Below are 14,192 nucleotides of genomic sequence, written 5' to 3'. Positions count from 1 at the left end.
GATGACGATGTCGGCAACCGGCCCCGCCGTGCTGTTGGACGTGCGGGCACTGTCCAAACGGTTTGGCGACCGCGAGGTACTGCGCGAGCTGAGCCTGAACATCTCCGCCGGGGAACTGGTGGCGTTTCTCGGTGCCAATGGCTCGGGCAAGTCCACCACCCTGAGCGCCGTCAACGGCCTGATCGAGGCCGATGCCGGCGATATCACCATCGCCGGGATCACACTCAACCAGGCCAGCGCTCGGCGCCGGGCCGAAGCCCGGCGAACCGCCGCGACGGTGTTTCAGAAAATCCACCTGGTGGGCCGGCGCTCGGTCCTCGACAACGTTTGCGCCGGCGGATTTTCCCGGATTGCCTGGTGGCGCTCGATTCCGCCGCTGTTTGGGCGGGCGCTGCGCGAGGAGGCGATGGCCTGCCTGGAGCGGGTGGGACTCGCCGATCGCGCACATGATCGCGCCGGAAAACTCTCGGGCGGACAGCAACAGCGGGTCGCGATCGCCCGAGCTCTGTGCCAGCGGCCACGACTGATCCTCGCCGACGAGCCGGTTTCGGCCCTGGATCCCCACGCCGCCGAGGATGTTCTCGCCCTGCTGCAGAACCTCGCGGTTGAGGAGGGCCTCGGGGTCGCTGCGGTGCTGCATCAGCCCGATCTGGCCCGCAGATTTGCCCACCGGATTATTGGCCTCCGCGACGGGAGGTTGTGCTTTGATCTGCCCACAGACCGGGTGAGCGACACCCAGATTGAGGAACTGTACCGATGAGCCCTACCTTTACGCCGCCCAAGGAGCAGACAGCCATGAACCGTTCACCTCGCACGCCGGCACCATCCACGCCCGGTGGGATCGAGCGCCGCCCGGTGCCCCCGAATCCGCGTGCACCCTGGCGGGCCGGATCCTGGAGCGTCATTGTGATCGTGCTGGTGATCCTGCACCTCCTGGCGTTTCAGGCCACCGACTTTCGCCCCGAGGCCCTGGCGAGTGGGGCGCAGGGAATGGCCAAGTTCCTGGGCGAGGCGTTTCCGCCGAACCTCAGCCCAGCGGTGATCGGTGCCGGGATTTCCGGGGCCCTCACCACGCTGTGGATCGGCCTGCTGGGCACCACACTTTCGATCCCGTTCGCCCTGTTGCTCGCGGTGCTGGGTGCACGCACCACCTCGCCGCATCCCGTGGTGTATCAGGTATCCCGGGCGATCCTCTCGTTTTTCCGGGCCGTCCCCGACATCGTATTTGCACTGATCTTTGTGACCGCGGTGGGGCTGGGCCCCTTCGCCGGGGTGCTCGCGCTGATCTGTCATAACACCGGCGTCATGGGCAAGCTCTGGTCCGAGGCGATGGAGGATGTGGATCCCGGCCCCGAACAGGCCCTGCGGACCGCCGGGGCCGGCCGCTTTCAGATTGTTGCCAACGCCACCGTGCCCGGGGTGATGCCGCAGCTCACCGGCCTGCTGCTGTACCGCTTCGACGTCAACGTGCGCTCCTCCCTGGTGCTGGGGCTCGTCGGGGCCGGCGGCATCGGGCTGTTGATCAACAAGTCGATCAAAACCTTCCAGTTCGACACGATGCTCACCTATCTGATCATCGTGCTGGTGCTGATCATCCTGGTGGACCTGGCCTCGGCCTGGATCCGCCGTCGGCTCGCCTAAGCGGGCTTCGCACCCTGCTTTCGAAATCCCCGTGTTGACAATATAAAGGAGTAGCATCCCCATGAAAAAGCACGTTCGTGTCGCCTCCGGACTGACCGCTCTGTTTCTCATCCTCGGGCTTCTGGGCACGATGCCGGCCGGGGCGGTCCCCGTCGCACCGGGCGGGACCGGTGCGGAGCCCCGCCCGAGTTCCGATCCCGTGCCCAGCACAGATCCTTCACCGGAACCTTCACAGGACCCGGAACCTTCGCCGGTTGTCGACCCGATTCCAGGTGAGGACGCGGCCGCCGAGGATACGGCCACCGAGGAAATGGCCGGTGCGGATATACGCCCGATTCTGGAGGGAACCCAAAAAACCCTGGTGACTCCCGGTACTCCCACCACGCTGGCCTTCACCGGGCTTACTCCGGGCCAGCAACTGACGGCGAGTCTGGATTCGGGCCCACCGATTGCCGGTATTCCGGTGGCCGATGCCGCGGGACGGACCCCGGTGCCCCTTACCGTGCCCGCCGACACCGCCAATTCGGTTCTGATGCTGCACCTGAGCGGGAGTGGCATCACCGATACCGACATCCCGATCACCGTCTACTCGCCCGAGCCGACACCCGTCGAGGTGACCGAGAAGCAGCTCTGGTTTGACGGGCTGGAAGCGGCGAGCGCCTGGGCGGAAGCCGACGCGGGCGACTGGCAGCGCTGCACGCTCGACGAGGTCGTGGCCGGATCGGGAACCGATCGTCGTCAGGCTTTCACCCGTGCCGACGGGACCCTGGCCGCGATCGATGCCGCCAACCACCTTGCGGCCGGAGTCCTTGCCTCCGAGGAGATTCCAGTGACGCCGGGGGACGCTCTGGAGCTGCGCCTAGACAGTCACTACCGGGCGCGGGGATCCCTCGACCAGCATGCCCGAGTCAGCGCGGTCTTTGATACCGGCGAGCGCCGCGACCTCTCCCGTCTCGGGACCGAGGATGAGGAGTCGAGCCAGCTGCGCCTGCCGGTACAGATCCCGGATGGGGCCCACGGCGTCCGATTCGAATTCGAGTTTGCCGGGGCGCGGGGAACCGGATCCTGGATGATCGACAATGTGCAGCTGATCCGCGGGCTAGGTGAGCTGCCCGCGGACGCGGACTCGTTGGCACGGGTGGATATCATCAGCGACATTCAGGGGGCTACCGGACGCCTGCAAAACCAGGTTCTGCCCGGACTTCGGTCCCTGGCGGAGGGGGCCGACACCCTGGTCACCAACGGCGATCTGGTCTCAAATGGAAGCCCCGATCTCTACCGTGACTTCTTTGAGGCCTATCGAGCCGGCGGGGGTGAGCGCTATCCCACCCAGATTTCGGCGATCGGCAATCATGAGTATTTTGGCACCGCGAGCACCCCGGAGGAATACCGCGAGCGATTCCTCGACACCACCGGAATGCGGACGATGGGGGATCAGGGCGGGCTCTGGGGTGAGCACCTGGTGGACGGCACCCTTCCGCTGCTCTGGATCGGCAGCGAATACTATAACTACGCGGAACTTGGCGGTGCTAATCCGTTTGTGGAGATCTCCGACACCCAGTATGAGTGGCTACGGGATCGCCTGGCCTATTGGAAGGCTCAGGGAAAGCCCGTGCTGCTGATGACCCATCACGTGCTGCCAAACTCGGTCTCGGGGACCTATATCAACGCCTATCGCAATGACTATGGGCGAGACCTGGCACGAATCGGTGCCCTCCTTCGCGATAACCCCCAGGTGACGGTCATCACCAGCCACTCGCACTGGGAGGCCACGCTGAACGATTGGAGCGCCGAGAAGCGATTTGATCCGGCCCTTGGACAGGCCCCGAGCGTGGTCAACACGGCCGCCGTGACCACCCAGTACGGACCGAGCGGAGACTGGGGTGAAGCCGCTGTGAGCGGTGTGGATCCGGTGGGTACGCGGGTTGCGCTGTATCCGGATCGGATTCGGGTCACCGCCTATGCGTTTGATGCGGCGGCCACGCCGCGCGAGATCAAACACATTGATATCCCGATTCCCGGGAAGGAGCCAACCGGCCCGGCGGAGCCCTCCCCGGAACCCTCCATTCCGCCGGTGACCGAGCCGGGTCAGGGTGGAACCGGATCACCGGATGTCACCGGATCCGGGACGCTGCCGGACACGGGCGCGACCTGGCAGGGTCTGGCGCTGTTTGCCGGGGGGATCGCCGGAATCGGGCTGATCCTTGCCGGGCTTCACCGGATTCGGATGCGTCGCCGCGCGGCATGAGAATGGGCCCGCGTCCCCCCGGGGACGCGGGCCCAAACTTGCCGTGCGAAACCTAGCCCTTGACCGCTCCACCCATGCCGGCGGACTTCAGGAACAGGCCCTGGAAGATGATGAACAGCACGATCGGCACCAGGGTCGAGATAGCCAGGGCTGCCAGGTAGGTGCCCAGGTCGATGGTCTGTTGCAGCTGCGGCAGACGCACCGAGAGCGGCTGCACCTCGGGGAGGGCGAGCACCAGTTTGGGCCAGAGGAAGTCCTTCCAGGCGGCAATCACCGCGAAGACCGAGACCACACCGATGATCGGCTTGGACAGCGGCAACACGATCTGCCAGAAGATACGGAACGATCCGGCACCCTCGGTGCGGGCGGCCTCGAAGATCTCCGGCGGGAGGTTTTCGAAGAAGCGCTTGACCAGCAGGATGTTGAAGGCGTTGGCGCCGGCGGGCAGCCACACCGCCCAGAACGTGTTCTGCAGCGAGATGCCCAGGAACGGAACATCGAGGATGGTCAGATACAGCGGCACCAGCAGCACCACCGAGGGCACAAACAGGGTGGCCAGCACCAGGGCGTTGAGGACCTTGGCGTAGGCGGGCTTGAGGATCGCCAGCACGTAACCGGCGGTCATCGTGACCACCAACTGCATGACCAGCACACCCAGGGCCACCCACACGGTGTTCATGAACTGGACGTCCAGACCGATCGTGGTCCACGCCTTGCTGACGTTGTCCCAGGCGAAGCCGTTGGGGAACAGCGCCATCGGGGTGCGCAGGGTGTCCTGGGTGGGGGTGATCGCGGCCTTGGCCAGCCAGAGGATCGGTCCCAGACCGCCGATGGCCAGCAGCACCAGGAGGGTGATCTGGATACCGTTGGCGGAGCGGCGAATTCCGCGCCGGCTCCACTCATTGGTCGAGATGATCCCGCGCTCATCCGAGGGCCCGGCAGCCGCGGGCTTCTTCTTTCCGAGGCGACGGCGACGGGTGGGGGCGGGAGCGGTGTCGAGCACCGCGTCGGCGGTTACCGCGACACCGGCGTCGCTACGGGTCGATGTGGTGGTCAATTCTTGCTCCAACCAGAGGTGAGACGGAAGTACACGAAGGACAGCAGGGCGAGGAACAGCGCGAGCATCACACTCAGCGCGGTTGCCGAACCGTAGTTACCACCGAGGCTGTTTTGGAAGCCGTACCGGTAGATGAGTTGGAGCAGGGTGACCGTGGAGTTGGCTGGTCCACCATCGGTAAACAGGAAGGGTTCCAGGAACACCTGCGCGGTGCCGATGATCTGCAGGATCAGGGTGATCAGCAGGACGCCGCGCAGCTGCGGCAGGGTCACGTGCCAGATCTTGCGCCAGATGCCCGCGCCGTCAATCTCGGCGGCATCGTAGAGTTCGGGGGCCACGCCTGTCAGCGCGGCGAGGTAGATGATGATGGTTCCACCGGCGGCGGCCCAGGTGGCCTCCAGCACGATCGAGGGCATCGCCATGGTGGCGTCCTGGATCCAGGGGAACGGGCCGAGGCCCACCCAGCCCAGCATGGTGTTGAACACACCGTTGGGGCCCGCATCGTAGAAGAACTTCCACAGCAGCACGGCAACCACCGGCGGGATCACCACGGGCAGATACGCGAGCACCGAGTACAGACCGCGCGCCCGGCGCACCTCGCTCATCAGCACGGCGGCGATCAGCGGAATCGGGTATCCGAAGATCAGGGCCAGCAGCGCAAACCAGCCGGTGTTTTGCAGGGCCACCCAGAACACCGGATCCTCCAGCACACGCTGGAAGTTCAGCAGTCCCACCCACTGCGGGTCGGCGATCAGGTTGGTCTTTTGGAAGCTCATCACGAATGCACGGATGATTGGGTAGAACGAGAACAGCCCAAAGATGATGATCATCGGGGCCGCAAAGAGGAGGTTGGAGAGCCCACCGCCACGCAACCAGGTGCGTGGATTCCGGGCGCGCCGACGCTTGGTCGGAGCGGGTTTGGTGAGGGTGGTCATGGTGGCGGCGGTGCCTTCCTGCACGAGGGAATAACGATGTGTGACCGCGGGGATGGACGGGCCATCCCCGCGGCCGGCGCGAGGGTTATGTCGCGGATGTGACGGGTGCTGCGGGGGAGGACCGGGGGTTAGCCGCGGTCCAGAACTGCCTGCGCGTCGGCGTTGGCCTGCTTGAGCAGGGCGTCGATGTCGGCGTTCTTATCGGTGAGCACGGCCTGGACCACCGGCGAGAGGATGCCGTAGATGTCCTGGGTGCTCTTGGTCGGCTCGATCACCAGCGGCTGGTCGAAGATCTTCGAGGTGAACGGTGCGACCTGGTCCTGGGGGACGTTGATGTAGTCCTTGATCCACTCGCGGGACTCATCCAGGGTGGCCTTGTCGAAGATCGGCAGGGCCGGGGTGCCGACGGCCTGGTTGGCGGCGGCAAGGGTCTTGGCATCGGTGATGGCCGCGTCCTTGTCCAGGTACTTCTGCAGGTAGTAGAAGTTGATCCACTTGACGGCGGCCTTCTTCTGAGCCTCGCTGGCCTTACCGTTGACCACCGAGAGGGTACCGCCGCCGAGCACGGCGCCGTCCTTGCCCTCAAGCGGCAGGGTGGTGATGCCGTAGTGGGCCGGGTCCATCTGGTTTTCGCGGATCAGCGCGGTGTAGAGGTCGCTTCCACCGGTAAACATGCCGATCTGGCCCGAGGCGAATGCCTTGTTGATGGTTCCCCAGTCATAGAGGAAGTTGGAGCCCATCGAGTTGTCCTCCCAGCGCAGGTCCTTGAGGAACTGCAGGGACTTCTTGGTGGCGTCGGTGTCGAGGGTCGCGGTGACCTTGTCACCCTTGATCTCCTCCATGCGTCCGCCGTGGGCGTAGGTAGCCACGGTGGTCTGCCATCCACCGGTGGCGCCCTGGGTCATCTGCATGTAACCGGCGGCACCGGTCTTCTCGGAGATGGTCTTGGCGGCCGCGCGGACCTCTTCCCAGGTTGTCGGCGGCTTGTCGGGGTCCAGGCCCGCCTGCTTGAACAGGTCGCGGTTGTACTGCAGACCGTTACCGTAGGCCTCGCGCGGGACGGCGAAGATGTGACCCTTGTCGTCGGTGCCGGCGGAGAGCACGTTCTGGTTGAACTTGTCGTAGAACGGCAGCGCCTTGACCTCTTCGGTGATGTCGGCGATCTGACCGTTTTCGATCAGGGTCTGACCGTCGGTGAAGGGGATGGTGTAGACGATCGGCAGGGTGCCACCGGCGAGCAGCGCGGGGAAGGTGTCGGCCTTCCACTCGTACTCGACCGGCTTGATCTTGATGTCCGGGTTGGCCTTTTCAAACTGCTTGACCTGCTCGTTGAACGCGTCAAACGCCGCCTGCTCGGTTCCGGGGATCAGGCTGACCACCGAGAGCTCAACCTTGCCGTCGGCGGATTCGCCGTCGCCCGGGTTGGCGCCGTTCGAGCAGGATGCCAGGAGGCCGATTGCTGCCAGTGCGGAGACCGTGAGGGTCAACGCTTTAATGGGTGACTTCATTGTCATTGCCTTTCGTTGTGATTAGTTGGTGCGGGAGGGGTGCTGCGTGAGCCGAAGCCACGCGGTGGTGTCGGCGGGCAGGAGACCGCCTTCGAGGGGGGAACTGGAAAGGAGGAGCTGTGCACGCTCGGGCAGCGCGAAGGGTTCACCGGAGAAATTGGTGACGCTGATGAATCCGTCGGCTCGGGCGAAGGCCAGCACCTCGGGGCCGAAGCCCGCGTGGTCGGCCGCGGTGAGCCAGCGGAAGGGGCCGTCTCCGAGCGCCGCATCGCGCTCACGGAACTCCAGCATCCGGCGGTACAGGTTCAGCATCGATCCGGGATCCTTGCGCTGAGCCTCAACCGTGTAGGTGTTCCAATCGGCCGGCTGGGACAGCCAGGTCGGCGCGGTGGAACCCTCGGGTTCGAAGCCGAACGGGGGCTCCTGACCGGACCAGGGCAGCGGCACACGGCAGCCATCGCGACCCGGGTCCACACCGTTCGAACGGTGGAACATCGGATCCTGACGCTCCTCATCGGGCAGGTCCTCAACCTCGGGCAGGCCGAGCTCGTCGCCCTGCCAGATGTAGAGGGAACCGGGCAGCGCGGCGGTCAGCAGCGCGGCGGCGCGGGCACGACGGGTACCCAGGGCCAGATCGGTGGGGATCCCGCGACGCTTCTTGAGGAACTCGAACGAGGAGTCCTCACGGCCGTAGCGAGTGACCACGCGGGTCACGTCGTGGTTGGAGAGCACCCAGGTGCAGGGGGCACCGATCGGGGCGTGAGCATCGCGCATCAGGTCGATCGAGGCACGCAGCTCCTCGGCCTTCCACTGCCGGGTCATGAAGTCGAAGTTGAATGCGGTGTGCATCTCATCGGGGCGCAGATACGCGGCAAAGCGTTCGGCGTCGGGCAGCCAGATCTCACCGATCAGCGCGCGGCCTCCCAGCGGTGCCCGGTCGCGGTACTCCTCGGCCACCCGGCGCCAGCCGCGGTAGATGGTGTGCAGCTCGTCGCGGTCGGTGTTGGGGTGCTCGCCGGGACCCGGGTTTTCGGGGATCTCGGGCAGGGCGGGGTCCTTCACCAGCAGGGCCGCCGAGTCGATCCGGATTCCCGCTACGCCGCGGTCGAACCAGAAGCGCAGGATGTCCTCGTGCTCCTGGACCACCTCGGGGTGGGACCAGTTGAGGTCGGGCTGCTCGGGATCAAACAGGTGCAGGTACCACTCGCCCGGGGTGCCGTCCTCATTGGTGAGGCGGGTCCAGGTGGGGCCGGCGAAGTTGTTGGGCCAGTGGGTGGGCGGCTGATCGCCGTTCTCGCCGAGTCCCGGGTGGAACCAGAAGCGGGCGCGCTCGGGGGAGCCGGGCTCCGCCGCCAGGGCCTGCTGGAACCAGCGGTGCGCGGCCGAGACGTGGTTGGGGACCACGTCCACGATCGTGCGGATGCCCAGGGCCAGTGCGTCCTGAATCAGTGCCTCGGCCTCGGCCAGGTCTCCGAATGCGGGGTCGATCCGGCGGTAGTCGGCCACGTCATAGCCGCCATCGGCCAGCGGGGACTCGTACCACGGGGTGTACCAGATCGCGTTGATGCCGAGTTCCTTGAGATAGGGCAGGCGCTGGCGGACTCCGCGGAGGTCGCCGGTGCCGTCGCCGTTACCGTCGGCAAACGAGCGGGGGTAGATCTGATAGATCGTGTCCCCGCGCCACCACGAGTTGGTGGAGGGGGTAAGAAGGGTGCCGAGCGCGTCGATGGACGCCTCGGGGGAGTCGACCGCGGCGGTCGTGTGGTGTTCAACGGTCCTGGACAAACCAGCGCCTCTGTTTCCTGTGCGTATTCCGTGGCGTCACTCGTGTACCGGTTGGGGCAGGAACCCGACCAACGCCGTTGTTGAAACCTAAATGTAAGGGAAGCGACAGAATCACGCAAGAAGGACACAGAACGTAAGAAATTTACAAAGATTTACTCTCTTTTGCGCGCGGAGCGGGTGCGCATCGGCGCGGTGGAGCCTCGTACCACCAGTTCGGGCTCAAACAGGAACTCGTCCCGGGTCGCCGAATCCTCGCCGATCTGCCGCAGCAGGAGCTCCACCACCATGCGTCCCATCGTCTCGATCGGCTGGCGGATCGTGGTCAGCGGGGGTTCAACCGCGTTCATCAGGGCGGAGTCGTCATAGCCCACTACCGAGACATCGGCGGGCACGCGGAGTCCTGCTCGGCGCACCGCACGGATAGCGCCGAGGGCCAGGAGGTCGCTCGCACAGACAAAAGCGGTGGCGTCGGTTTTCTGCAGCAGACGCGTCGCCGCAACCTGTCCGGCCTCGAGTGAGTAGAGCGAGTGGATGACCCGGCTGCCGGTGAAGTCCACATCGTTCGCGGCACCCCAGCGCAGTGCGGCCTGATACTTGCGCTGTGAGGGGACGTGGTCCTTGGGGCCCAGAATCAGGCCGATCTGGGTGTGTCCGAGCTGGTGCAGGTGGACCAGCGCCTGCTCCATCGCGACCGCATCATCGCAGGAAACCGTGGCGACATCCAGGCCCTCGGCCAGGGCGTTGACAAAGACAAACGGCAGGCCGAGCTCGGTCAGACGGTCGTAGTGTTCGTGGCTGGCGTCGGTCTCCGCGTAGGCGCCGCCGGAGAACACAACCCCGGAAACGCGCTGGGAGAGCAGCAGATCCACATAGTCGGCTTCGGAGATCCCGCCGGTGGTCTGCGTGCACAGCACCGGGGTGTAGCCGTTTTGGGCGAGCGCCCCGGAGACCACCTCGGCAAACGCGGGGAAGATCGGGTTCTGGAGTTCGGGCAGGACCAGGCCCACCAGGCGGGCGCGTTCCCCGCGCAGACTGGATGGCCGCTCATATCCCAGCACATCAAGGGCGGTGAGCACCGCGTTGCGGGTGGTCTCGGACACCCCCGGCTTTTCGTTGAGGACGCGACTGACGGTCGCCTCACTCACGCCTACCTTGCGGGCTACCTCAGCGAGTCTTCGTGACATGTCGCCACACTAGCAAGTTCTTGCAACAAAAAGTAAGCCTTTTGCGTAGATTCGCCGAAAGGGCACAAAATGGGCCGATTTTCGCATCAAATTGGTGTGAAAAAATTCCGAAAATCCCGCGTATGAAAGGCGAGTCGTGATCTACGGCACCCGAAGTTCCCTGATCGGTTCGCGCCTGCTGGCCAGGAGCGCGGGGATCAGCGCCGCGACGAGTGTGGTTGTCAGCGTCAGAATCCCCAGCGCTGCGATGAAGGATATCCCCGGGAGCGGCGCCCCCGATGCGATCAGGATCAGTACCGAGGCGAGTATGCCCACCACGATTCCGAGACACGCCACGATGCCTGTTTGCAGGAGAAGGAGCGCGATGATCAGTCCGCGGGTGGCCCCCAGCGCGCGGCGTCGACCAAAATCTTTGCGGCGCATGACTACCAATCCGAACAGGAGGATCGCCACGAGGGCACCCATCAGGGCGAGCATCGCTAGTACGAGCCCGCGGGAGAACGAACCGAGCTGGCCCTGTACAAGGGATCGAAGTTGGGCGAGTGCTTCGCTGGTTTGCACCGTGATCTTCGAGGGATCCTCGACTCCGAGCACCGAGACTATCGCCGAACTGACCGGCGCTACCAGCTCAGGTTGTGAGGCGAACACTACGACGATGTTCACCCGCTCCCCGTCCGAGGAGAGGGGCCGCGGAACCACGACGAGAGGCTCAAATCCCGCCAGATAGTCGGGAGGGGAGATTACCCCCGCCATGCCGAGGCTTTCTCCGGTGGTGAGTTTTACGGCACCGGCCACGTCGCTCAGACCGAGTTGATCCAGTGCGAGTGATGACGCATATGCGAGGTTCTCGGTCAACAGAGCATCCGTGGGGAAACCCAGATGTGTGGGATTATCACCGTAAAAATACCGGACGGGGACCCGTTCGCCGTCCGGAATTTCGGCATTGGTTGCGTCAACCGCGGACGAAAAGGCCCCGGCCCATTCGATGCCTGAGATCCCGCGAACCCGCTCCAGGACATCGCTGGTGAGACCCGAACCATCCTCGGCTCGGATGATGATTGAGCGTGTGCCCTCGGCATCAATTGAGCTCAGCACCTGCTGTTCCGCGCCGATTGTGCGGCCGGTGGTGAGCATCACCGACAGAATCATCCCGATCACCATGAGGAGGGTAATCGCGGTAGCAACGGGTTGCGATTTTGCCGACACATACGCCTCGCGTGCGACCAGCCCGATCATAGACGTAGCTCACGATCGCAGGCGGCGGCCACCTCGGGCGAGTGCGTGACGATGATGACGGCGGCCCCGTTCCGGGCGTGATCACGGAGGGCATCAACTACGAGCGTGGTGGTTGCGGGGTCGAGATTGCCGGTGGGTTCGTCGGCCAGCAGAATCTTGGGGTGCGCCAGCAGCGCGCGGCACAGCGCGATGCGTTGGGCCTGCCCACCCGAAACCTGTCCCGGTTTGCGTTTTGGCGGAATGTCCACCCCAAACCGTGTCAGCAGGTCAAGAGCGCGGGGCGTGACGGAGCGCCGAGACTGTCCCCGATACAGTGCGGTCTCGGTGACGTTGTCCAAAATCGATCGTGAGGGGTCAAGCGCCGCATCCTGAAACACAAATCCAAACCGCTCGGCACGCAGGTGCGCTAGCTGGGCGTCCGCGAGGCGCGTTACATCGTTACCGTCCACCAAGATGGATCCGGACCGGGGACGCAGCATCAGTCCCAGGAGATACAGCAGCGTGGATTTCCCACGCCCCGACGGTCCGGTCAGCGCGGTCACACTCCCGGCCTCGAACTGCGCCGACCAAGAGTCCAATACTCGGGTACCGGGCACGTATTCAAACACCACGTCTCGGACGTCAAGCGGTAACACACCGGGCGTCAATGTGCTCACTGACCCGACCGTTTCCCAGGGATGCGCACAAGAAATCCCTCATCGACTCCCTCGACCACGCTCATCCCCCGCGCGGAGGCGAGCACGGTGACGGCGACACGTTTGCCCGTCTCAAGCACCACCGCCGGGGAACCATCGGCCCCGGTGATCAGCGCCGCGGAGGGAATCACAAGACCCGACACCTTTTCAACCGTCACAATACGCGAGGGAAAGCGTGACTGCCCGTTCGCGGGGATCTGGCCGCACCCATCCCCACAGACCGATTCCCCGTTGTCCCCGAGTATCGCGACGGTTACCGTCGCGGATTCGGAGTCTCGTTCCTGAGCTCCGGTGATTCCCGTCCACATGCCACCATCGGGGCTGGTGATATTCACCGCGATCCCACCCGGTATTTGAGTCGACTGTGCTTCGGTTACGGGGATCGAAAACGTCGGTGCGGCGGGTAGCCCACTCAGCACTGCTTCACCACCGGTCAGGGTTGCGCCGCGGTAGACGAGCGCGGTGTCCAGCGACACTCGCGCAGGCAGAGCCGGAACAAAGATCAGGTCGGCTGCCGAAATGCTGCCGGTTTGTTCCAGTGAGTTGGACTTTTGCCAGGCCCGGATGGCGGCGATGGTACCGGAAGCCGCCGAACCGTCGATTGCCCCGCGGTAAAACTTCAGATCTGTAAGCATCTGCTGCAACTGGGCCACATCGGGTCCGGTGACCCCAGCCTCGATAGCGCGAAAGGCGGGAACCTCCCCGCGAGCAATGATGACAGGTCGGAGATTGACCGTATACAGTGCGGCACCCTGCCCCACCTCATCGCCCGAAGAGACGGTGATCCCCGTCACAACGCCCTCGGCGCGGTTGGTCCCTACCGGGATCGGCGGCCATTCCGCTACCGTGTTGAGACTCAACTCGGAGCCCACCTCACCCCGCAAAACCTTGACCGTTGTGAACTCCGTGGACGTTGGCGCGGCCTCGGTCGGGCGCAATACGGTGACCGCGCCCCAGGTGGTAGCCGCGCCGATGATCAGCGCGGCTACCACGGGGAGGATTAGAGATCGAATCTTCATGCTGGATCTTCGCCTGTGTTTCCGCTAATTAGCGCCAGTATGGACGCTCGAATGTGTAATCCCGCTACACAGCCAGGGATCTAGTGCTCCCAGAGATCCTGTGGGAAATCCGGGCACAGTCCGGAAACACGTTGAAACTCTTCCGCAGACGAGCCCCTGGCGATGCTCTCGAATGGGCTATACCCCGGCGCGGTCCCGTCAAACGATTCCTTAAACCGCGTGAGCGAGGGCAGATCGCTCACCGTGTGCCCCTCACCTTCAAGGCAGGGAAGGAGACGATCCCGGTAATAGTCATACAGATAGGCGATCTGAGAACCCGTCAGCGGCTGAGTGTAGCGCGGATCCAGCGGATACGTGGCCTGGCATGTGTACAGGGCCACCGCCTGAGCCTGGGCCTGCTCATCCGGTATCTCGTCGAACCGAATTCCACCGTCCGGATGCGCGCGAGCAGTGAATCCTGCATCCGTGAGGCATCGAGAAAACACCTCTGCGTATTCGTCAGGGGCGATGATTCGACTCACCCGGACCTCATCGGGAATCTCGGCATCGGGGAACTTTGCTTTCAGATTCGCGAGATTCGCTTGTATGTCTGCGTCCACTAGGCGCTGGGTGGAACCCTCAATGCCTGTTCCCGACGATGCCTGTTGTGCACCCTCCGATCCAATCGGTGAGTGGGCGGCGCATCCAGTGAGCAGAAGGAGGGCGCTGAGACCGGTAGCCAGTAGCCCGATCCGGCTCAAATTCGCGCTCCGGTCCCCGAGGATGCGGCATCGAGCTCGACACCTTCAGCCCGCGCGGTGTCGTGTGTGCTGAGAATCCCAGAGCTATACATTCGCTTCCCCCAAAGTTAGTGATCAAGAGTGTATTGGGGCGCAAACTCGGGT

Annotated in this window: 12 protein-coding genes; 3 read left to right on the top strand and 9 right to left on the bottom strand. The window is 64.5% G+C overall.

All coding sequences use genetic code 11. From position 1 onward, the window contains the following. Position 1: 1 nt before the first annotated feature. The 3 genes from D9V34_RS00680 (at position 2) to D9V34_RS00670 (ending at position 3,889) form a co-directional block, all read left to right on the top strand. A complete protein-coding gene (locus D9V34_RS00680) occupies positions 2 to 760 on the top strand; it encodes a phosphonate ABC transporter ATP-binding protein (protein ID WP_245991793.1) in 759 nt (252 codons plus the stop codon). After that, positions 757 to 1,641: a phosphonate ABC transporter, permease protein PhnE gene (gene phnE, locus D9V34_RS00675; RefSeq protein WP_245991791.1), complete on the top strand. Its 885-nt coding sequence runs from the start codon at positions 757 to 759 to the stop codon at positions 1,639 to 1,641. The genes D9V34_RS00680 and phnE overlap by 4 nt, the downstream gene beginning before the upstream one ends. A gap of 61 nt (positions 1,642 to 1,702) precedes the next feature. Continuing rightward, positions 1,703 to 3,889, top strand: a complete 2,187-nt coding sequence (locus D9V34_RS00670; protein ID WP_121687032.1) for a metallophosphoesterase — start codon at positions 1,703 to 1,705, stop codon at positions 3,887 to 3,889. A gap of 52 nt (positions 3,890 to 3,941) precedes the next feature. On the opposite strand, the gene D9V34_RS00665 is transcribed toward D9V34_RS00670, so the two are convergent. From D9V34_RS00665 to D9V34_RS00625, 9 genes are all read right to left on the bottom strand, one after another. After that, a complete protein-coding gene (locus D9V34_RS00665) occupies positions 3,942 to 4,946 on the bottom strand; it encodes a carbohydrate ABC transporter permease (protein ID WP_030148523.1) in 1,005 nt (334 codons plus the stop codon). Next, positions 4,943 to 5,881, bottom strand: a complete 939-nt coding sequence (locus D9V34_RS00660; protein ID WP_030148524.1) for a carbohydrate ABC transporter permease — start codon at positions 5,879 to 5,881, stop codon at positions 4,943 to 4,945. The genes D9V34_RS00665 and D9V34_RS00660 overlap by 4 nt, the downstream gene beginning before the upstream one ends. 128 nt (positions 5,882 to 6,009) lie before the next feature. After that, positions 6,010 to 7,389 carry an ABC transporter substrate-binding protein gene (locus D9V34_RS00655; protein WP_121687031.1) on the bottom strand — a complete coding sequence of 460 codons (1,380 nt, stop codon included), beginning with the start codon at positions 7,387 to 7,389 and terminating at the stop codon, positions 6,010 to 6,012. Between the two features lie 21 nt (positions 7,390 to 7,410). Further along, positions 7,411 to 9,117 (bottom strand): glycoside hydrolase family 13 protein, encoded by a 1,707-nt coding sequence (locus D9V34_RS00650; protein ID WP_183091803.1) that lies wholly within the window; start codon positions 9,115 to 9,117, stop codon positions 7,411 to 7,413. 209 nt (positions 9,118 to 9,326) lie between these two features. Continuing rightward, the gene (locus tag D9V34_RS00645; protein WP_121687029.1) at positions 9,327 to 10,358 is read right to left on the bottom strand and encodes a LacI family DNA-binding transcriptional regulator; all 1,032 of its coding nucleotides are present in this window, start codon (positions 10,356 to 10,358) and stop codon (positions 9,327 to 9,329) included. 141 nt (positions 10,359 to 10,499) lie between these two features. Further along, the gene (locus D9V34_RS00640) at positions 10,500 to 11,594 is read right to left on the bottom strand and encodes an ABC transporter permease (RefSeq protein ID WP_121687028.1); all 1,095 of its coding nucleotides are present in this window, start codon (positions 11,592 to 11,594) and stop codon (positions 10,500 to 10,502) included. Next, on the bottom strand, positions 11,591 to 12,250 hold the full coding sequence (locus D9V34_RS00635) for an ABC transporter ATP-binding protein (RefSeq protein ID WP_245991789.1): 660 nt from the start codon (positions 12,248 to 12,250) through the stop codon (positions 11,591 to 11,593). The genes D9V34_RS00640 and D9V34_RS00635 overlap by 4 nt, the downstream gene beginning before the upstream one ends. Beyond that, a complete protein-coding gene (locus D9V34_RS00630; RefSeq protein WP_121687026.1) occupies positions 12,247 to 13,308 on the bottom strand; it encodes a peptidoglycan-binding domain-containing protein in 1,062 nt (353 codons plus the stop codon). Before D9V34_RS00630 ends, D9V34_RS00635 begins: the two co-directional genes overlap by 4 nt. 80 nt (positions 13,309 to 13,388) lie before the next feature. Beyond that, a complete protein-coding gene (locus D9V34_RS00625; RefSeq protein ID WP_121687025.1) occupies positions 13,389 to 13,907 on the bottom strand; it encodes a hypothetical protein in 519 nt (172 codons plus the stop codon). Positions 13,908 to 14,192 lie beyond the last annotated feature (285 nt).

It is taken from the genome of Mycetocola lacteus (assembly GCF_003667575.1).
GTDB lineage: Bacteria > Actinomycetota > Actinomycetes > Actinomycetales > Microbacteriaceae > Mycetocola > Mycetocola lacteus.
Note: the sequence above shows the minus strand (reverse complement) of the source record. Positions and strands in the feature narration are given on the sequence as shown.